Source organism: Aliagarivorans taiwanensis DSM 22990, from assembly GCF_000429505.1.
GTDB lineage: Bacteria > Pseudomonadota > Gammaproteobacteria > Enterobacterales > Celerinatantimonadaceae > Aliagarivorans > Aliagarivorans taiwanensis.
The window spans coordinates 44,959-64,874 of the sequence record NZ_AUBZ01000010.1; the positions used below are offsets into that span (position 1 = coordinate 44,959).

General features: G+C 56.1%; 16 protein-coding genes. 5 read left to right on the forward strand and 11 right to left on the reverse strand.

Annotation, left to right across the window (positions count from 1 at the left end):
- Positions 1–80: 80 nt before the first annotated feature.
- From G462_RS0108320 to gltB, 4 genes are all read right to left on the reverse strand, one after another.
- The gene (locus G462_RS0108320; RefSeq protein ID WP_035477246.1) at positions 81–545 is read right to left on the reverse strand and encodes a DUF2846 domain-containing protein; all 465 of its coding nucleotides are present in this window, start codon (positions 543–545) and stop codon (positions 81–83) included.
- Positions 546–707: 162 nt separating this feature from the next.
- Positions 708–1,346 carry an FMN-binding negative transcriptional regulator gene (locus G462_RS0108325; protein WP_026958596.1) on the reverse strand — a complete coding sequence of 213 codons (639 nt, stop codon included), beginning with the start codon at positions 1,344–1,346 and terminating at the stop codon, positions 708–710.
- A gap of 193 nt (positions 1,347–1,539) precedes the next feature.
- A complete protein-coding gene (locus G462_RS0108330) occupies positions 1,540–2,952 on the reverse strand; it encodes an FAD-dependent oxidoreductase (RefSeq protein ID WP_026958597.1) in 1,413 nt (470 codons plus the stop codon).
- Between the two features lie 18 nt (positions 2,953–2,970).
- Positions 2,971–7,416: a glutamate synthase large subunit gene (gltB, locus tag G462_RS0108335; protein ID WP_026958598.1), complete on the reverse strand. Its 4,446-nt coding sequence runs from the start codon at positions 7,414–7,416 to the stop codon at positions 2,971–2,973.
- A 197-nt stretch (positions 7,417–7,613) separates the two neighbouring features.
- Between gltB and mnmL the strand changes: the two genes are divergently transcribed.
- A complete protein-coding gene (mnmL, locus tag G462_RS0108340; RefSeq protein ID WP_026958599.1) occupies positions 7,614–8,528 on the forward strand; it encodes a tRNA modification radical SAM protein MnmL/YtqA in 915 nt (304 codons plus the stop codon).
- A 111-nt stretch (positions 8,529–8,639) separates the two neighbouring features.
- Complete coding sequence (locus G462_RS22145) at positions 8,640–10,469, forward strand: sensor domain-containing diguanylate cyclase (RefSeq protein ID WP_051326619.1); 1,830 nt, start codon at positions 8,640–8,642, stop codon at positions 10,467–10,469.
- Between the two features lies 1 nt (position 10,470).
- Here G462_RS22145 and folE2 read toward each other — a convergent pair whose 3' ends face one another.
- On the reverse strand, positions 10,471–11,397 hold the full coding sequence (gene folE2 / locus G462_RS0108350) for a GTP cyclohydrolase FolE2 (RefSeq protein ID WP_026958600.1): 927 nt from the start codon (positions 11,395–11,397) through the stop codon (positions 10,471–10,473).
- Positions 11,398–11,549: 152 nt separating this feature from the next.
- Between folE2 and arcB the strand changes: the two genes are divergently transcribed.
- Positions 11,550–13,919, forward strand: a complete 2,370-nt coding sequence (arcB, locus tag G462_RS0108355) for an aerobic respiration two-component sensor histidine kinase ArcB (RefSeq protein WP_026958601.1) — start codon at positions 11,550–11,552, stop codon at positions 13,917–13,919.
- Here arcB and G462_RS0108360 read toward each other — a convergent pair.
- Complete coding sequence (locus G462_RS0108360) at positions 13,896–14,801, reverse strand: LysO family transporter (RefSeq protein ID WP_026958602.1); 906 nt, start codon at positions 14,799–14,801, stop codon at positions 13,896–13,898. The genes arcB and G462_RS0108360 overlap by 24 nt on opposite strands.
- A gap of 123 nt (positions 14,802–14,924) precedes the next feature.
- Positions 14,925–15,716, reverse strand: coding sequence for a sterol desaturase family protein (locus G462_RS0108365; RefSeq protein WP_026958603.1), 792 nt, complete (start codon positions 15,714–15,716; stop codon positions 14,925–14,927).
- Between the two features lie 79 nt (positions 15,717–15,795).
- Between G462_RS0108365 and G462_RS0108370 the strand changes: the two genes are divergently transcribed.
- On the forward strand, positions 15,796–16,230 hold the full coding sequence (locus G462_RS0108370; RefSeq protein WP_026958604.1) for a GAF domain-containing protein: 435 nt from the start codon (positions 15,796–15,798) through the stop codon (positions 16,228–16,230).
- Between the two features lie 24 nt (positions 16,231–16,254).
- Positions 16,255–17,442 carry a cyclic di-GMP phosphodiesterase gene (locus G462_RS0108375; protein ID WP_035477248.1) on the forward strand — a complete coding sequence of 396 codons (1,188 nt, stop codon included), beginning with the start codon at positions 16,255–16,257 and terminating at the stop codon, positions 17,440–17,442.
- Between the two features lie 71 nt (positions 17,443–17,513).
- Here G462_RS0108375 and G462_RS0108380 read toward each other — a convergent pair whose 3' ends face one another.
- From G462_RS0108380 to G462_RS0108395, 4 genes are all read right to left on the reverse strand, one after another.
- Positions 17,514–17,975, reverse strand: coding sequence for a copper chaperone PCu(A)C (locus tag G462_RS0108380; protein WP_026958606.1), 462 nt, complete (start codon positions 17,973–17,975; stop codon positions 17,514–17,516).
- Between the two features lie 22 nt (positions 17,976–17,997).
- Positions 17,998–18,591, reverse strand: a complete 594-nt coding sequence (locus tag G462_RS0108385) for an SCO family protein (protein ID WP_169720153.1) — start codon at positions 18,589–18,591, stop codon at positions 17,998–18,000.
- Positions 18,592–18,608: 17 nt separating this feature from the next.
- Complete coding sequence (locus G462_RS0108390) at positions 18,609–19,061, reverse strand: hypothetical protein (protein WP_157378582.1); 453 nt, start codon at positions 19,059–19,061, stop codon at positions 18,609–18,611.
- Between the two features lie 154 nt (positions 19,062–19,215).
- Entirely contained in the window at positions 19,216–19,809 is a 594-nt protein-coding gene (locus G462_RS0108395; RefSeq protein WP_026958609.1) for an acetate uptake transporter, read from the reverse strand.
- Positions 19,810–19,916: the final 107 nt, after the last annotated feature.

Below are 19,916 nucleotides of genomic sequence, written 5' to 3' on the forward strand. Positions count from 1 at the left end.
TGGCAGACAAGCGCTAATGGTGTGAAGCTCATCGAACGAAACAGGCATAGCACTGCGCTATGCCTTTATTAGAGGTGTGCTTAGTTGTTGCCGCAAGTGCCTTTGGCGGCCATTTTTAGTTTAGCTAGTTGGGTTTTACCCTCGTCGCTCTCGACTTGCTTGAGTCCCGCGCCACCAACGAATACGCCCATCTTGATGTACTGTTCAATGAAGTAGAGCTCGCCTGCATCGGTATAGAGAACGATATCGTTATTAGAGAACTCTGACTCGGTAGAAAGTGTATGCTCTTGGTCGCCTTCTACCTCGTGATAGAAGAATACACCTTTAGCTGTTTCGCCAATACACTCACCATCGACCAACACATCTTTTTTCAATGCGGCTCCACCGAATGAGTCTTTGCGGAAGATATAAAGACCTGCCATTGAGTCGGAGGGGGCGCTAAATGCTTTCGCCTGCTCTTCTTGTGCATTCGACTCAGTAGGTACTGATGCACAACCTGAGGGTAGTGAAGATACAATAACTGAAGCGAAAATCAGTTTATTCATCTTACATCCTTGTTGCTGATTATTGTTTTTTTATTAACCTTTACAATAGGTTAGGTATTTCAGCATGAAAGACTACACTGTGAGTGTGGATTTGTGAACTGGTGTGTTTGGTTCACTAAAGTTGAACTGCGGATCGTAGAAAGCGGCCTTATCAGCTGCGGCTTAGTGCTTTGAGTGGCTCTTACTCACCCATTCAGCTACCTGCTTTGCGCGGTTATCACCGGACTTTTTCAGCCCCTCGATAACGCCAGCAATGTTCTCTGGCGGCTGATTCTGGCTAAGCTTCCATTGCCCCTCTATCTGTTCTACCTCGATTTCAACCCCGACTATCGCGTTCAGTAGCTTGTCGATATAGCTGTCTGGGGCATCGTTCACCGACCAAGGTTTGGCTTCTTTCGACTCGTGCTCTTGAGTTAAGCCATCTACCAGTTCAAGCAGCCAAGTTTTGTCGTGTTTGAAGGCCAAGCTACCTTTTACATGCACCGCCACATAGTTCCAGGTAGGCACCGCCTTCCCATGTACCGCTTTGCTTGGGTAGTGGTTGGGTGAGATGTAACAGTTGGGGCCGTGGAAGATGCCAAGGACTTGCGCAGATTCCCCTGCGGTTTTCCATAGCGGGTTTGCCTTGGCGATATGCCCTTTAAGCAACAGTTTATCTGGTTGTTGCTCGAGCAACATAGGGAGGTGCATCGCATCGGGACCAGCCTGCGAATGGGTAACTAGCGTGGCAAAGGGATGGCTGCGAACAAGCGTCAGCAGCGCTTCGATATCGTCTTGCTGAAAGTGCTTTGGAATGTACACCGGCGCTCCTTTTTAGGGTTAATAAACTGAATGGCTTCAAGCATAACTCGTCGCTAGCATGTTGTGCAAAGCCTAGATTGCGCAATAGCGCAAGTGTCTTATCAATAGCGCTTGGCGTTTGACGCTAATGAACAACAGACCGGCAACTTTGAACTTGGTATGTAAGCTGCGGGGTCGGGAAGGAAAGGGGCAACTACACCCCCAAGTAATCCATCATCCCCTCAGCAGCTGTGCGTCCCTCATAGATGGCGGTAACCACCAAGTCAGAGCCGCGTACTGCATCGCCGCCGGCGAAGATCTTGGGGTTGGAGGTTTGGAAGGCGAACTCGCTTTGCTCAGGCGCAACCACCCGTTGCCACTGGTCCAGCACAACCCCATGGGCGGCCAGCCAAGGCTGTTCGGCGGCCTGAAAGCCAAAGGCTTGGATCACTGCATCGCATTCCAGCGCATACTCGCTGCCGGGCACTGGCTCTGGGCGTCTGCGGCCGCGTTCATCGGGCTCGCCCAGTTGGGTTTTCACCAGCTTTACGCCACAGGCCTGCCCTTGGGCGTTCACTACCACATCGAGTGGTTGCACGTTCCATAGGAACTCCACCCCCTCTTCTTGGGCATTGTAGACCTCGCGGGCGGAGCCGGGCATGTTGTCTTGGTCGCGTCGGTAGGCACAGGTGACCGAGCTGGCGCCTTGGCGTACCGAGGTGCGTACGCAGTCCATGGCGGTATCGCCACCGCCGAGCACCACCACTCGTTTGCCCTGCATGGAGATGGGGGCCGGTGGGTTAGCGAAGTCCTGCACATAGTAGGTATTGGCAATCAAAAACGGCAGGGCGTCGACCACGCCGTCGGCATCGCCGTGCTCGAAGTTGCCGCTGATATAGCGATAGGTGCCGTGGGCGAGGAATACCGCATCGTAGTCACTGAGTAGCTGCTCGAAGGCCACGTCACTGCCCACCTCGCAGTTGAGTCTAAATTCGATGCCCATGCCCTCGAAGATCTCGCGGCGCTTCTGCATTACCGATTTTTCCAGCTTGAAGGCGGGGATGCCAAAGGTGAGTAGCCCGCCGATCTGTGGATAGCGATCAAACACCGTGGCTTTCACACCGTTGCGCGCCAGTATATCCGCGCAGGCCAGTCCGGCCGGTCCGGCGCCGACGATGGCGACCGTCTTATCGGTTTGCTCGACGGCGCTAAGATCGGGTTTCCAGCCCATCTCAAAGGCCTTATCGGTGATAAACTTCTCGATATTGCCAATGGTTACCGCGCCGAACTGATCGTTCAGGGTGCAGGCGCCTTCGCATAATCGGTCCTGCGGGCAGACCCGGCCACACACCTCAGGCAGGCTGTTGGTTTCGTGGCATAGCTCGACCGCCTCTAAGATCCGCCCTTCATTGGCCAGCTTCAGCCAGTTGGGAATGTAGTTGTGTACCGGACACTTCCACTGGCAATAGGGATTCCCGCAGTCTAAGCAGCGATCGGCCTGTTGCTCGGCTTGGGTGGCCGAGAAGGGCTGATAAATCTCGATAAACTCGCTGCGACGCCGGGCGATGGACTTCTTGCTAGGGTCGACCCGCTGCACGTCTACAAACTGGAAGACATTCTTACTCATAGTGACCTCCTTGCGCCCTTACTGGGCATGCACCCGCAGCTCGGCGGCAGAATTACGTTTATGCCCCAGCAGCGAGCTAAGCTCGGCAGACTTGGGCTTAATCAGATGGAAGTGGCCAACCTGGCTTTCGAAGTCGTTAAGCAGCTCTTGAGCGCGTGGGCTGCCAGTAGCATCGAGGTGATCGTTGATAAGGCCACGCAGGTGCTCTTGATGGATTGGCAGCTCGGCAACGCTCAGCAGCTCAACCATCTCGCCATTGCAGCGTTGGGCGAACTGGCCGTCTTGGTCATAGACATAGGCGAAGCCGCCGGTCATGCCCGCGGCGAAGTTGATCCCGGTCTGGCCCAACACCGTCACGATGCCGCCGGTCATGTACTCGCAGCCGTTGTCGCCAATCCCTTCCACCACTGCGATGGCCCCGGAGTTGCGCACCGCAAAGCGCTCGCCCGCCTTGCCCGAGGCAAACAGTTTGCCGCCGGTGGCGCCATACAGGCAGGTGTTGCCAATAATGCTGGCCTCGTGGGCGGCAAAGGCGACCCCAAGGTGGGGTTTGATCACCAGCTTGCCGCCGGTCATGCCCTTGCCGACATAGTCGTTGGCATCGCCGGTGAGCTCCATCTCAACGCCGCCGACATTCCATACCCCAAAGCTTTGTCCGGCAGTGCCGTTGAACTTCAAGGTCAGTGGGGTGGCGGCAAGCCCTTGGTTGCCATAACGCTGGGCAATCTCGCCGCTCAGTAGCGCACCGACGCTGCGATCGGTGTTGCGAATACCAAAGCTTAGACTGGCGGCTTTACCCAATAATGGCTCGGCCGCTTGCCACAGCTGCAGGTTTAGCTCGCCCTTGTCAAAAGGCGCGTTGGTCTGCTGGTTAAACTGTGGATGGGGGCTGTCTTGGCGAACCAGCAGCTCGCCCAGCTGCAGTTTTTGCTGCTTGGCGGTGATGCCGGGCAGCAGCTCCAGTAGATCGGTACGGCCAATCAGCTGAGTCAGCTCGGCCACGCCAAGGCTGGCCATCAGCTCGCGCACCTCGCGCACCAGTAGCCGGAAGTAGTTCATGACTGCTTCTGCTTGGCCGAGGAAGTACTTGCTGCGCAGGGTCTCGTCTTGGGTGGCGACACCGGTGGCGCAGTTGTTTAGATGGCAGATCCGCAGGTATTTGCAGCCCATCACCACCATCGGTCCGGTGCCAAAGCCAAAGCTCTCGGCGCCAAGAATGGCGGCTTTGACCACATCCAGCCCGCTTTTCAGCCCGCCGTCGACTTGCAGTCTCACCTTATGACGCAGGCCGTTATCGACCAGCGCTTGGTGGGTTTCGACCAGCCCTAGCTCCCAAGGGCTACCCGCATATTTGACCGAGGTGAGTGGGCTTGCGCCGGTTCCACCGTCGTAACCGGAGATGGTAATCAGGTCGGCATAGGCCTTGGCCACCCCGGTGGCAATGGTGCCGACTCCGGGCTCGGAGACCAGCTTGACCGAGACCAGCACCTGCGGGTTGATCTGCTTAATGTCAAAGATCAGCTGGGCCAAGTCCTCAATCGAGTAGATATCGTGGTGTGGCGGCGGCGATATCAGGGTTACCCCGGGTACCGAGTAGCGCAGCTTGGCGATCTCAACGCTGACCTTATGACCGGGCAGCTGACCGCCTTCTCCGGGCTTGGCCCCTTGCGCCATCTTGATCTGCACCACCTCGGCATTGCGCAGGTAGTGGGCGGTGACGCCAAAGCGGCCCGAGGCGATCTGCTTGATCTTGGAGTTGCGCTCGCTGTTAAAGCGACTGGGATCCTCGCCCCCTTCGCCGGAGTTACTTTGGCCACCCAAGCGGTTCATGGCGACCGCCAGAGTTTCGTGGGCCTCTTTACCCAGCGCGCCAATCGACATGGCGGCGGTATCGAAGCGGCGGAAAAACTGTTGCTCTTCTTCCACCTGCTCGATGGGCAGCGGCTGCTCGGCGCTCTTGAGCGCCAGCATATCGCGCAGGCTGGAGATGGGGCGTTGATTGACCGCATCGGCAAAGCGCTGGTAGGTGGCATAATCGCCACTTTGGCTAGCCTGCTGAAGCAGTTGCACCACATCCGGGTTATAGGCGTGGTATTCCCCACCGTGTTGGTACTTCAGCAGGCCGCCGGGTTCGAGGGGGCGGCGTTTGATCCAGGCGCGGGTCGCCAGATTGCGTTGGTCGGCTTGCAGGTCGCTAAAATCGGCCCCCTCGATACGTGAGGCAATGCCAGTAAAGCAGCGCTCGACCACCTTGGAAGAGAGCCCAACCGCCTCAAACAGCTGGCTACAGCGGTAGCTGGCAATGGTGGAGATCCCCATCTTCGACATGATCTTCAGCAGCCCCTTACCAATGCCCTTAAGGTAGTTGCCTTGTACCTCGCGTACGCTCAGTGGGATCTTGCCATCGCTCACCATGGCGTTAAGGCTTTGCAGCGCCAGATAGGGGTAGATGGCGGTGGCGCCGAAGCCGAGTAGCACCGCAAAGTGGTGGGGATCGCGCGCCGAGCCGGTCTCGACAATGATATTGCTGTCGCAGCGTAGCTGCTGTTCAACCAAGCGCTGTTGGATTGCCCCGACCGCCATCGCCGCGGGGATCGGCAGATGATCCGCCTGTAGGCTACGATCGCTCAGCACCAACAGTACGGCGCCTGCGCGCACTGCCTCCAAAGCCCGCTCACACAGCTGCTCTAGGGCGACCTCTAAGCCTTGCGATTCTGGGTAGTTCAACTCCAAGCGTTGGTGCTGGTAGTGTTTGGCATCCAGCTCCAGCAGCTGGCTAAAGTCGCTGGGGCTTAAGATGGGCGATTCAAAGCCACAGCGGTTGGCGTGGCCAGTGGTCTCTCTAAAGACATTTTGCTCGCGGCCAATCAAGGTGGCCAGCGACATCACATGGCGCTCGCGCAGTGGGTCGATGGGTGGGTTGGTAACCTGAGCAAAGCACTGGCGGAAGTAGTCGTAGAGCGAGCGGCTGCGCGAGCTGAGCACCGCCATCGGCGCATCATCGCCCATCGAGCCGGTGGCCTCCTGGCCTTGCTCGCCCAGTACTCGGACGACCTGTTCTAACTCTTCGCGGCTGTAGCCGAACATCTTTTGCTGTACCAATAGCTCTGCGGCGTCCATGGGTGCGTCTTGGATCTGCTCGTCACTGAGCTGATCTGCTGGGGTCAGGCGGCTGCAGTTGTTATGTAGCCATTCACGATAGGGGTGGCGGCACTTGAGCTGCTGATCAATCTCAAACGACGACCACAGGGTATGTTCTTGGGTGTCGATCACCAGCAGCTCGCCCGGGCCAACCCGGCCCTTCTCCAGCACTTCGTCAGGCTGGTAGTCCCAGATGCCGATCTCGGAGGCCAGAGTGATAAAGCCTTCGCTGGTGCGCACGTAACGGGCCGGGCGCAGGCCGTTACGATCGAGTCCGCAGGCGGCATAGCGACCGTTACACATCACGATCCCAGCCGGACCGTCCCAGGGCTCCATATGCATGGAGTTAAAGTCGTAGAAGGCGCGCAGGTCCTCATCCATATTCGGGTGGTTTTGCCAGGCGGGCGGGATCAGCAAGCGGAAGGCGCGGAACAGGTCCATGCCGCCGGCCAGAAACAAGTCCAGCATATTGTCTAAGGAGGAGGAGTCAGAGCCGCTTTCGTTAACAAAGGGGGCGGCGTCTTGCAGATCCGGCAGCAGTGGCGAGGCGAACTTATAGCCGCGCGCCTTGGCCCACTGACGGTTACCGACGATGGTGTTGATCTCGCCATTGTGGGCCAGCAGACGAAACGGCTGTGCCAGCTCCCAGCGTGGTGAGGTGTTGGTAGAAAAGCGCTGGTGGAACAGGCACGCGGTGCTGGCCAGGCGGATATCCGCCAAGTCGGGATAGAACAGCGGCAGGTCGGCGGGCATACACAGCCCTTTGTACACCACCGTTTGCGCTGACAGTGAGGCGATATAGCAGGCTAGCTTGTCGAGCTTTTTCTCCAACCGGCGGCGCGCCATATACAGGCGACGTTCCAAGTCATCGCCGCTCCAGCCAGCTGGGGCGTTGATCAGCACCTGTTCAATCCGTGGCAGGGTTTGCCGGGCCAGCTCGCCGAGGATGTCGGCTTCTACCGGCACTTCTCGCCAGGCCACTACGTCCAGCGCCTCTTGTTCCAGTTGTTGGTTAATCAGCTGGCGGGCGGCCTGAGCGCTGATTGGATCGGTGGGCAGAAAACACACCCCCACCGCGTAGCTGGGGGCGAGTTGCCAGCCATGTTGCTCGGCCAGCATCTGGAAAAAGCCATCGGGCTTGGCCATTAGCAGGCCGCAGCCGTCGCCGGTTTTACCGTCGGCGGAGATACCGCCGCGATGCTGCATACGTTGCAAGCCTTGGATGGCGGTGCGCACCAGTTTATGGCTGGGCTTGCCTTCGACATTGGCGATCAGGCCAAAGCCGCAGTTATCTTTGACCAGTTGAGGATCATAGATTGCCATGGTTCTCCTCCTTGATTGGCGCGGATATCTCAGCTTATTCTTTTATTTTCAATGAGATATTCTTACAGTGCGATTCAGTATCCGTTACGCTGAGGGGCACGCCAGTGCCTTCTTGAAAAAATAGCTGACTCTTGCTCGGGCTTCCTCTAAAATCGCCCAACTTTTATTCAGCAGCCATTGTTAAGCGGTAATCTACGGTGCAACTCGATCTTTACGTCAATACCCTCGGTCGTCATCTAAAACAGCGTTTCCCCCACCGGGTGCGTAAGTTGAGCGTTGATGGTGCATTTACCTGCCCCAACCGCGATGGCACCATCGGCCGTGGCGGCTGCACCTTCTGCAACGTTGACTCCTTTGTAAAGCCGCACCAGCAAAGCCTGGGCGTGGCAGAGCAGCTAGAGCAGCGCAAGGCGGAAATGAAACATAAAGACATCGGCTATCTCGCCTACTTCCAGGCCTACACCTCCACCTATGCTGAAATCGAGTATCTGCAAGGCATGTACCAGCAAGCGTTGGAAGACCCTTCAGTGGTGGGGCTATGTATTGGCACTCGCCCCGATTGTGTACCCGAGCAAGTCTTGAACTTGCTGGCCGACTACCAGCAGCAAGGCAAAGAAGTGTGGCTTGAGCTGGGGCTGCAAACCGCCCACGACGACACCCTAAAGCGCATCAACCGTGGCCATGGCTTGGCCGAATTTTCTGATACCGTGGCCAAGGCTAAAGCCCTGAATTTGCAGGTGTGCGCTCACCTGATCTTAGGCCTGCCGGGTGAGGGGCCTGAGCACTACATGCAAACCTTGCAACAAGTACTGGCGCTGGATGTGGATGGCATTAAGCTGCATCCACTGCATGTGGTAGAAGGCAGTATTATGGCCAAAGCCTATCGTGCCGGTCGCATCCAGCTGATGAGCCAAGACGAGTATGTGGAACAGGCGATACGTTTGATTCAGCACACCCCGCCGGAGGTGGTCTATCACCGGGTAGCGGCCGAGGCGCGTAAACCGCTGTTGGTGGCACCGGATTGGTGTGAGCAGCGCTGGCCGCCGATTACCGCCATTGCCAAGGGCTTGGCGGCGACAGGCGTGCAGGGCTCGCGCTACTGCAGTGAGTAAGTGCTTGATCGCAGTTTGTTAGATAGAGCAATTATTGATCACATTAGCCCTTTATCTTTGAGGCGTTTACTGTAAATTAGAGAGCTGTACACGGAATGATTATACAGTTCAATGTCTTACACACTCCCCACTGATTCTTGGCTACAGCTGAGTCTGTTTCTTTTTTTAGCCGTCGTGCTCGGCCTGACCACGGTTTTGGTTCGGGTTAGCGTGCGGTATAACCGGGTGCGCTCCATCAGTGGGCTGTGCCCCAGCGCGCAATTGGTGTTCTGCGCCAGCAGTCAAAAGATCCTCTACTGCAACGAGCAAGCCTGCGAGCTGTTTCAGCTCAAGAATAAAGGTAGCCATTGGCGTTTTCCCCAAAGCGGTATGGCCGGGCAACTGCTAAGCCGCCTGTCTGAGAGTCAGGTGCGCGGCCAGGTGCTCGGGGTGCACTGGAACTTCCGCTTAGACGGCCAACGCTCGGTTGCGATTTTGTACGCCAATCATCGCCGCTACCGTGGCCGCAAGAGCTGGTTTATCAACGCCTATGAAGACGCGGCCGGTTACGACTACCTTAAATCGGTGGAGCAAGAGCGTACGTTGTTTGGTGATGTGTTGAACTCGATCCCCGAGTTTATCTACTTCCGCGATGCCGGAGGTCGATTGCTGGGCTGTAACAGCGCTTGGGCCAGCTTCCACGGCCAGTCGCCCAGTGGCCTGTCGGGCAAGAACATGGCCGACTTTATGACTAAGGAAGAGCTTGAGCAGAGCCAGCAGTTTGACGAAAAGGTGCTCAGTGGTGAACGTTGCCAAAGCACTGAGTGGTTTAGCGCACCGGACGATCAACAGATCCTGCTGCAGCATAATGTCTATCCACTGCGTAATCCGCAGCGCTTGGTAACCGGGGTGCTGAGTGTCTCCTACGATGTTACCAAATGGCACCAGCTGAACCGTAAGTTAGAGCAAGAAAACCAACACCGCTTGAGCTCGGAGCGCAAGCTAGGTCGCCAGAACAGCTTGATTCGTACTGTGTTTAACTCCACTCCCGATCCGTTGGGCTTTTTCGATGACCAAGGGGTTATCGTGGGGGCCAATGAGCCCTTTGCCGCTATCTTTGGTGGCACCAGCAGTGAGGTGATCTCCAAACACCTTAGCGAAGTGGTGGAAGGCGAGGCGCTGGAAATCCACCTTCAGCAGAACCAACAGATCCTCGATGAGGGTGAGCCGCTGCGCTATGAAGAACTGGTTTATTTCAACGATGGTCAACAGCGCTGGTACGAGGTGATTAAAGGCCCCTATCTGGATGATGTGAGTGGCGAGAAAGGGGTGATCTACATTACCCGCGACGTGACCGAGCGCAAAGAGACCCAGCAGCAGCTGGCCGATGCAATTATGCAGCTCGAAGAGCTGAGCTTTATGGACAGCCTAACCCAGGTGGCTAACCGTCGCAGCTTCGATGAGCGGCTAAGCGAGCTGTGGGTGACCCATACCCGCGAAGAACTGCCGCTGAGCTTGTTGCTACTGGATATCGACTGCTTCAAGCAGTTCAACGATAACTATGGTCACCAAAAAGGTGATGAAGCTTTAAAAGTTACAGCGGGTCTGGTCAGTTCGGTGATCAAGCGCGGCTCGGACTTAGTCGCGCGCTATGGTGGTGAAGAATTTGCCGTGTTGCTGCCCAACACGGAGCAGCAGGGCGCGGAGAAAGTGGCGGGCGATCTGGTGCAAGCCTTTGAGAAGCGCTGTTTTGAGCACCAGTTCTCGAAGGTGAAGCCACATCTAACGGTGAGTGTTGGCGTGGCCACCATCCAACCGGCGGCTAATCGCGACTACGGTGAGCTGGTGGCGATGGCCGATGAGCTGCTCTACAAGGCCAAGAACAGCGGACGAGCGCGCTATTGTTCAAACGCCAGTGAAAGCCTGACCGAGGTAGGACAGGCTTGCACCAACGGCGCGTGAATTAGGCGGTGTAGCCGCCGGAGATACCTTTGGTGGCAACCGCCACCGCATTGTGGGCGTGCAGGCTTTCCAGGTGGTGTACCTTCAACCAGAAGTCTTGCGCGTCAGCGCGCTGCTCCAGGCAGTGCTTGACGCGACGCGCAGCGTCTTCACAGAACATCAGGTTTTGGCCATTTAGCAGGGCAAACTGCTGCTCATCTTCGCGCTTCACTGCTGCCTGTACCGGGGTTTTCAGACAATCTTCCACAGCATCGATGACCGACACAAAGGGCATGTCGCCAGCGCCTTGCTGCAGTTTAATCTTCAACTCGGCAATACTGCGCTGGCTGTGCGGGGTAGCCACAATCCCTTGGGTGCTGCCCAGCCATTGGTAAACCGTGTCGGCATCTAGCTGTGATTGCTCGGCGAACTGTTCGCTGAAGGCCTTTTGGATCAGCTGACGGGCCAGCGCCGCAGAGCATGGGCAGGTGGATGAGTAGGGGATTTCAAGGCCCAGCTCAACATCCAGGCCTTGCGGGCTCAGCTCGGCGGTGATGGTTAGCGGGTAGCTTTTCCAGCCTTCTTTTTTGGAAATCAGTGAGTGACGACGCAGCTGATAGTCGAACTGGAAGGTGACCTTGGCGCGATCACTAAGTTCATGATGACTTTCAATAAATCCTTCGAGCAGGCTGCTGATGCTGGCATAATCGAGTACACCGCTGGTGGACAGCTCATCTAATAGCAGGTACAAGCGCGACATATGGATCCCCTTTGCTTTGGGATCAGCCAGGTTTACAAAGGCGTCGATCTTGGTGCTGACCCGCGTTGGCGCCTGTCCATCGAATGCAGCCATCATGGGCATTTCGATGTGACCCATCCCGACCCAGTTGAGGGTGCCCTCAGTGTTGGCTCGAGAGGTGTTCGCGATGTCAGGCATTGTCTTAGGCATGCACCAAGTACTCCAATTAGTGTGCGAAAAGCTGGGATGAACAGCGGAGAGGGAAAAAAGTTGGCTAGTTATACCATAAAAGCCAAGTCAAAATTAACCAACTTTCTATGGGGGTATTATTCGGCCCTCCAGATAGCTAACGGAAGATAAGCATGCATCCATTTAAGAAGCTCGCTACTTACTACGTATTCCTGTTGTCGCGCCTTGGCGTGGTGAGGTTTAGTGCGACCTTAGCGGTGCTGATTATCTTGGTGGCGCTAACCATTCAGGTGAGCGTAACCTTTGCGCTGACCGGCGATGTATCCTCGGTGGATCTGGTGCGCTCGGTGTTCTTCGGCCTGATCATCACCCCGTGGGCGGTGTTCTTTATGTCGGTGATCGTCGAGCAGTTGGAAGAGTCGCGTCAGCGTTTGACCGGGATGATCCGCAAACTCGAGCAGATGCGTGCCAAAGACCTGCAGATGACCAACCGCCTGCAGGCTAACATCGACCAACTCAACCGCGAGATCGAAGAGCGTGAGCGCGCCGAGTCGGAACGGAGTCAGGCGATCTTTAAGCTCGAGCGCGAGGTGAAACAGCGTCAGATCGCCCAAGCCGAGTCCGATGAGCGCTACGCCCTGCTGCGCAGCTTTATCGACAGCTCCCCCGATCTGGTGTACTACCGCAACGAAGAGGGGCGTTTCTACGGCTGTAACCGCGCCCACGAAGAGCTAACCGGCCATAGCGAGAAAGAGCTGATTGGCCTCACCCCCTACGATGTTTATCCCGACGAAGTGGCACAGCGGATCATCGAAACCGACCGGCAGGTGTTTGAAAGCGATGACCTGGTGACCTATGAGCAGTGGCTGGAATACCCCGATGGTCGCAAGGCCTACTTCGAGCTGCGTAAGGTGCCGTTTTATGCGCACACCGGTAAGCGCTTGGGGCTGCTTGGTTTTGGCCGGGACATCACCGAACGCATGCAGCACCAAGCCAGCGTGGAGAAGGCCAACCGCGATAAGACCCAGTTTATCTCTACCCTCAGCCACGAGCTGCGTACCCCGCTTAATGGTGTTGTGGGGCTGAGCCAAATGCTGCTGGATACCCCGCTGGATAAAGAGCAGCGCAAGCAGGTGAACACCATCTTGCTCAGCGCGACCTCGCTGGGGAACATCTTTAACGACATCATCGACTTGGATAAGCTGGATCGCCGCCGCTTTGCAGTGGCCTTAGCGCCGATGGACTTCCAAGCATTGCTGACCGATATCGAAACCCTGACCCGCCTGCAGGTAGCCTCCAAGTCGTTGGCATTTAGCATGGAGCAACACGGCCCGGTGCCCACGGTGATCAATGGCGATGCAACTCGCTTGCGGCAGGTGCTATGGAACCTGTGCCACAACGCGGTGAAGTTCACCGAGTCTGGCAAGATTGAGGTGGTGGTGCGCGCCTTTGAAAGCGAGCACGATAACTGCGTAGACCTGCGCATCGAGGTGCATGACACCGGCCCCGGGATCCCCGAAGAGGAGCAAGAGCAGATCTTCGCCATGTACTATCAGGCCAAAGGCAGCAAGCAGGCCACCGGTACCGGCATCGGTCTGGCCATCTCGCGTCAGTTGGTGCAAGCCATGGGCGGCGATTTAGAGGTGGAGAGTGAACCGGGCAAGGGCAGCTGCTTTACCATCAGTTTGGAGGTGGAACTAGACAGCCTGCCTGAACAGGCTGAGCAGATTGAGCATCCGCCGTTGGAGATCCTGCTGGTGGAAGACGTGGAGCTAAACGTTACCATCGCCAAAGCGCTGCTGGAGAAGCTTGGGCACACGGTGGCGGTGGCGATGACCGGCACCGAGGCCTTGGATAACTTCAACCCCGATGACTTCGACCTGTACCTGCTGGATATACAGCTGCCAGATATGACTGGCTTTGATGTGGCGAAGCGACTTCGCGAGCGCTTCCCCGCTTCACACCTGCCGCCATTGGTGGCCCTGACTGCTAACGTGATCCGCGAGCGGGCCGATTTTGATGAGGCGGGCATCATCGATATCGTCAACAAGCCGATTAACTACAACGCGATGGTTGGCTGTTTGAACAAGATTTTCTATATCGGTGAGCAGGAGCAGCAGCCCGAGCGCCAGGCGGCGGCCAAGAAACTACCGTCCCATGTGGTGCTAAGCCGCAGCTCGAAACCGGTGCTCGACTATGACTTAATCGCGCAGTTTGTTGAGAACCTTGGTCCCGAGATCTTTATCGACAGCGTGGAGCTGTTCGCGGAGGTGATGCCGGACTACCTGAAGATCCTCGAATCGAACCTGACCGCTCAGGATCAGGAAGGCATTGCCAGTGAGGCGCATAAGATCAAGGGTGCTGCCGGTTCGGTGGGCTTGGCGCGTTTACAGCGCTTGGCCAACAAGATCCAAAGCCCCGAGCTGCCCGCCTGGGAAGACAACGTGGAGGATTGGATCCATCAGCTGGTGCACGACTTCCCGGGCGACCTTGAGCTGCTCAGAGAAGAGGTAGCTCGGCTAGACCAAGCCGAGCCAGAATAGTACCAGCAGTGGGCAGAGCAGGCTGAGGATGAAGCCGCTGGCGATGGCAACCGGCACGATCTGGTTGCCGCCGGCGCGTTGCAGCATCGGCAGTGAGAAGTCCATGGCGGTGGCCCCGGCATAGCCGATAATGGCTGCTGGGCTGCGTGTCATCAGTACGGGGATCAGCAGCAAGGTAAGTAGCTCCCGGCCCATATCCACCATAAAGGCGGTACTGCCCAGAACCGGGTTCAAGCCGTCGCCAATCAGCGCCCCCGACAGCGAGTACCAGCCATAGCCGCTGGTCATCGCCAGGCCTGCCGCCCACGGCAGCTCAAAATACCAGGCCGCCGCTAGACCCACCGGCATTGAGCTCACCACCACGGTAAGGGCGATCAGCAAGCCTCGACGATTTAGCAGTAGCTGGCGCAGGCTGATTCCGGCAGCGCGCAGGTCGATACCAATGGCAAACACCAACGCTACCAGCGCCCATTCGGCAATAGCAGACTGGGCGGGGAGCGCTTGGCCATGCAGTAAACCCAGTAGCAGGCCGACGCCCACAGTGGCAATCAGTCGCAGCGGCTCTGCCAGTGAGGCGCCTTTCGATTGACCGGCGATTTCGCTGTGAGGACTTGGCATCGCCAGATAGCGGCCAATCAGATACAAGCAGCCTAAGTTCGCGATAAGCAATGCGCCGACCAAGAACAGGGTTTGTTGCAGCATCGCCAGTAGGTTACTGCCTAAGTCTTCGACCAAGGCCAGGCCAAAGCCCATCAGGAACAGAATCAGGTAGAGCATGGCGCTGCTAAAGCGGCGCAGTACCAACTGTAGGGAACGAGAGTGAATGCGAATACAGTAGCCGGCGAACAAGGCGCCTAAGATCAATAACAGTCCGGTGTACATGGTTTCCCGTTGGTTTGCAGCCAGTTAGGTTATACAGAGAAGGGTTAATTACGAGCGCGGCTATTATACCCGAGCTTGCTCAAAAGCAGGGCTTTGAGTTCCGCTCCGAGGCGCAGTATGCGCTTAGCGCTTGCGAAACGGTAGCAGCAACAGGCCGAGTAAGCGCTGATTATCGCGGCTATCCGGCCAGTTCTTCAGACCAAATTGAATGCCTTGCTGGCCCTCTAGCGGCGCATGACAGTAGCTGGCAAACAAGCGATCCCAACATGACAGGCTAAAGCCGAAGTTGCGGTGGTGCTCATCCGGGCGCTGTGAATGGTGGATGCGGTGCATATCTGGGGTCACCACCAGATAACGCAGCCAGCGCTCCAAGCGCTCGGGCAAGGCCAGATTGGCGTGGTTAAACATCGCCATACCATTGAGCAGCATTTCAAACACCACCACTGCCAAAGCCGGAGCACCTAATAACGCAATAGCCGCCAGTTTCAGCAGCTGCGACAGCACGATCTCGATGGGGTGGAAGCGCAGTGCCAAGCTCACATCGAAGTCTTGGTCAACATGATGGACTCGGTGCAAACGCCACAGCCAAGGGATGCGATGGAACAGCCGATGCTGCCAGTAGATCAGGGCATCCAACAGCAGTATACAGACCACGCCCCAAACCAGCGGATGGAGCGACAGCCAGTTGCCCAGCCCCCATCCCTGTGCGTGCAGATACCAAGCCAGACCAACGCCAGATAAGGGAAGCAGTAAGCGGGTCAGGACCTGCCCCAAGGCCAGGATCGCAAAATTGGCCGGCCAGCGCTGGCTACGCGGAATAGCCCGATTGTGCTTTGGCCAGCATGCTTCCAGCAGCAGCAAGCTCACGCACAGACCGAGGAAAATAGTAATCCGAACAATAGTGATAGCATCCATACTGTGAGTATACGAGGATCGCGAAATCCCTGAAAATAGTTTACCTTTTTGATTGAACTAACAATTACTTGACCTTGCCATGGATTGGGACAACTGGTTAAAACAGCATACGCAGCAACTGGGTATGGAGATGGGCATTATCAGCCAAGTGGATGGCGACCATTACTTGGTGTTGCACGTCTACTCAGAGCTAGGCTTTGTTGAAGTAGGCGACCGCTATGAGCTCACCAACACCTATTGTCAGGCGGTGGTTGAGCAACAGCAGATGATTGCCATCGACCACGTGGCCAAGCTCAGCGACTGGAGCCTGCACCCTTGCTACCAAGCCTTGCAATTAGAGAGCTATATCGCCACCCCGATATGGTATCAACAGCGGGTTTTCGGTACGCTGAACTTTTCCTCCCTCAGCCCTAAAAAGGGAGGCTTCAGTGCCTTAGAGAAACTGAAAGTACATGAGCTGGCCCAAGAGATTGAAGCCAGTGGACTCACGGCGCAGGGAATGCGAACCATCTAAAACGCACGGAGTGCACAAATACGAATGACGAATAGTGGTGTAAAGCTAACCGTGGTTCCCGTTAACCAGCTACAGGTGGGCATGCTTGTGGTCGGCATTGCGGAGCAATCCGGTAAAGCCTCGTTGTCCCAGTCTGGTCGCATCTCCAGCACCCAGCAGATTGCCTTACTGCAAAAAAAAGGTATTCGGAAAGTCAAAGTTCAACTCGATGCTCCCCACCAGTTTTCTAGCGAGCATGAAGAGCTGGAAGAGAAGAAGCTACCTGAATCCCCCCCGCAGCCAGAACCGGCTACCGAAGGCACTAAAGTTAAGGCCATCTTCAACGAAGCAAAATCGCTGCAAGGGAAGTACTTTGAGCAGCTACGCCAAGGGGAGCCCATCGATATCCGGCCGATGGAGAAGGCCGCTGGCGCGTTAATCGATTCATTGGATAACAACAGCGATGCCCTGTTGTGCCTGGCCAAGATCCGCGCCAAAGACCGTTATCTGATGGAGCACTCGCTGAATGTTGGGATGCTATTAGCGTATTTTGGCCGCTCGTTGGGGATGGATAAGCAGGTACAGCGCCAGTTGTTGATTGGCGGCATGCTTCACGACATCGGCAAGATCATGACCCCCGACGAGGTACTGCATAAAGCTGGTCGCCTAGATGATGCTGAGCTGACGATCATGCGTGAGCACGTGGTCCACTCCAGAGAGATCTTAAGTAAACAGCGCGGCTTCAGTGAGATTATGATTGAGGTGGCCAGCAACCACCATGAACGCTTGGATGGCAGCGGTTACCCCTTGGGCCTCAAAGGCAATCAACTGAGCGTTTACTCGCGTATGGCGCTTATTGTGGACTGCTACGATGCCTTAACCGCTGACCGTGTCTATAAAAGTGGTATGACGCCAACCGAGGCATTTCGGACCTTACTCGGTGGCGCTGGTGCCCAATGTGACAAGGTGTTGCTGGAGAAGTTTATCCGCTGCATTGGTGTGTATCCGGTAGGGACCATGGTGAAGCTTAAATCGGATCATTTGGCGGTGGTGGTACAGCGTAACGAGATGAAGCCGCTGCGACCCAAGGTTAAGCAGGTGTTCGACTTGGCCACGGATGCGCAGTGCCCCTTCAAGCTGATCGATCTAAATGGCTTTGAGGAAGAGGAGATTATCCAGGCTGTGTCAGCGCGGGACTATGGCTTGGTGATTGATGATTTTATGGAGCGTTAGTTATCGATTACCAAGGCGAGAGGCAAGCTCTCGCCTTGGTAATGCTTATTGCTTGTCGTATTGCTTAGCGTTTAGTGCTGATGCTTATGATGTTGCATGCCCGCTGCCACTTTCTTGATTGGCGCACTAATCTGTTGGCTTGAGCCATCGCTAAACTGCAGTTCCAACTCCAGGCTGTCTCCTTCCACTAGAGGCTTTTTCAAACCGAACAACATCACATGTAAGCCACCGGGTTTGAGCATCACGGCGCTATTGGCTGGAAGCTCAATCGTATCGACTTGGCGCATCATCATAATATCGCCCTCTTGCACCATGGTGTGCAGCTCTACCTTGCTGGCTTGTTGGTTGGTTGCACCGACCAAGCTGAGCGAAGACGCCGCATCATTTTTAATATGCATAAAGGCGGCGGAGGTCGTCACGCCCGGAGGGGTAGCGCGCACATAGGGATGAGCAATAATGATTTCGGCGAAGGCGGGAATGCTGAGCAGGCCAAGCTGGCTAAGCAACAGCGAGATGAATAACGTCCGTGTCATAGGTATCTCCGGTGAAAAATGTTTAGTTGTCTATGTGAGCGATGATCGCATCAACCAAGGGCTGAGGATCCAAGGTATGGGGAATGCGCTCCAGCAGGTGACCCTGTCCGTCAAGCAGGTAGAAAAACGAGTTGTGGTCCACGCTGTATTCCATCGCTGAGTCAGGCGTGTCGACATACTTGTAATACACCCCCAGCTGCTGGCTCAAGCCCAGTAGCTGGCCCTCATGTGGGGTGAGACCGACGATGTTGGGATGAAAATAGCCTGCGTACACAGTACTTTTCTCTGGGGTGTCCCGTTTGGGATCTAAAGTGATAAACAGGCCTTGTACGGCAGCGAGCTGCTGAGGGCTCAAGGCGTTAAAGGCCCCTGATAGCATCGCCAGAGACGTGGGGCAGACATCCGGGCAATGGGTAAAGCCAAAGTAGGCGATATACAGGGCTTGCGCGGGTTGAAGGCCACTAAAGCGGCCGTCGCTGCTGGTGATGTTGAGTAGCTCAGCGGGCACCTGAATGGGCGCTGTTGAAGCGGGCGCAGCAGCTATTGGTGCTGGCTCATCGGGGGCAAAAAAGCGAAAGCTGGCGAAGCCCAGCGCGAAACTTATCAGGATCGTCACGATCCACTGCCACGTCTTCATTGACTGTTTACCTCAAAGCCTAATTGAATGGGATGTTGTGGATCGTTGGATTCAATGCGTACCAACCAGCGCATCTCTCCCGATGTGCAGTAAGGCAGTAACACTTCACTGTGATAGCGGCCATGTTCATCGGCCTGCAGGGTTTGATTGATCTCGCCCATAAACATATCGATGCCGGCGATGGTCATGGTGATCTCTGGCGCAAACTCGCTGCTGGTTTGGATATCTATCGGATGCAGTTGCATAGAGGCCAACTCGCGCCCTGGCAGCGATACCTGCCATTGCTGCTGCTCGACCAGCCAGCTGCAACTGCCCTGAGCATCCAGCTCACAAGCGTGATAAACCTGCGCCAGCGATGAGCGAACAAACTGCTGAGCGAGGAAACCGCTCGCCAGACCCAATACGGCCACTGCAGCTGCACAAAGCAGTAATTTGGGGGATAAAGTCACAGCAAGTACTTAAGTATTTAACGACTTGGCAACTAATTTACAGCGCTTTGATTACCCGGGCAAGGAGTGCGAACTGGAAAGGTGAAGCGCAACAGAATCATACTGTTGCAGTGGCAGGCAAGGGCAAGCTGATGCGCTTGCCCAAGGTGAGCAATTAAGCTGCTGCAGCCAGTTTTAGTTCTGGCTTTTTACGGTCGATAGGCAGGATCACGCGGCCGTATTCGTTGTTCAGTACCTGTGCCATACCGAAGTAGATGGCAGACAGGCCACAGAAGATACCTTCCCAACCAGCAATGGTGCCGATCAGCTCGCTGCCGGTGAAATCACGGATCGCCAACAGGAAGAACAGGATGGTCAGGCTGCCGAATACTACTTGCTTGGCAACGGGGTAGCGCAGTGAGCCAACAAACATAAAGGCGGTGAACAGTCCCCACATTGCCAGGTACCAGCCCATGTAAGCATGCGGGCTAGCTTCCGCCAGACCCATCTTCGGCATGACCAACAGGCCAACAAAGGTCAGCCAGAACAGGCCGTACGAGGTAAACGCAGTAGTGCCGAAGGTATCGCCACGCTTAAAGCACATGATGCCGACAATTACCTGTGCCAAGCCACCGTAGAACAGACCCATCGATAAGATCATGGCATCGATTGGGAAGAATCCCGCGTTGTGGATGTTGAGCAGTACGGTGGTCATACCGAAGCCCATCAGGCCCAGCGGTGCTGGGTTGGCAGTGGTTTGGCTTGTCATGTAACAGTGATCCTAAATATGCTAAGTAAGGACTCCGTAGGCAGGGCGCAGTTATCCTTATCGCAGGCGCCAAAACTGTGATCCATGTCTACTTTGGAGCGAAATCG

What these genes read in the sequence shown, in the direction of transcription:
- G462_RS0108375 (WP_035477248.1), top strand. Translation starts at nt 16,255, where the DNA reads ATGACGAATAGTGGTGTAAAGCTAACCGTGGTTCCCGTTAACCAGCTA.
- G462_RS0108320 (WP_035477246.1), bottom strand. Translation starts at nt 545, where the DNA reads ATGAATAAACTGATTTTCGCTTCAGTTATTGTATCTTCACTACCCTCA.
- folE2 (WP_026958600.1), bottom strand. Translation starts at nt 11,397, where the DNA reads ATGCCTAAGACAATGCCTGACATCGCGAACACCTCTCGAGCCAACACT.
- G462_RS22145 (WP_051326619.1), top strand. Translation starts at nt 8,640, where the DNA reads ATGTCTTACACACTCCCCACTGATTCTTGGCTACAGCTGAGTCTGTTT.
- G462_RS0108395 (WP_026958609.1), bottom strand. Translation starts at nt 19,809, where the DNA reads ATGACAAGCCAAACCACTGCCAACCCAGCACCGCTGGGCCTGATGGGC.
- G462_RS0108380 (WP_026958606.1), bottom strand. Translation starts at nt 17,975, where the DNA reads ATGACACGGACGTTATTCATCTCGCTGTTGCTTAGCCAGCTTGGCCTG.
- G462_RS0108330 (WP_026958597.1), bottom strand. Translation starts at nt 2,952, where the DNA reads ATGAGTAAGAATGTCTTCCAGTTTGTAGACGTGCAGCGGGTCGACCCT.
- G462_RS0108365 (WP_026958603.1), bottom strand. Translation starts at nt 15,716, where the DNA reads ATGGATGCTATCACTATTGTTCGGATTACTATTTTCCTCGGTCTGTGC.
- arcB (WP_026958601.1), top strand. Translation starts at nt 11,550, where the DNA reads ATGCATCCATTTAAGAAGCTCGCTACTTACTACGTATTCCTGTTGTCG.
- gltB (WP_026958598.1), bottom strand. Translation starts at nt 7,416, where the DNA reads ATGGCAATCTATGATCCTCAACTGGTCAAAGATAACTGCGGCTTTGGC.
- G462_RS0108360 (WP_026958602.1), bottom strand. Translation starts at nt 14,801, where the DNA reads ATGTACACCGGACTGTTATTGATCTTAGGCGCCTTGTTCGCCGGCTAC.
- G462_RS0108370 (WP_026958604.1), top strand. Translation starts at nt 15,796, where the DNA reads ATGGATTGGGACAACTGGTTAAAACAGCATACGCAGCAACTGGGTATG.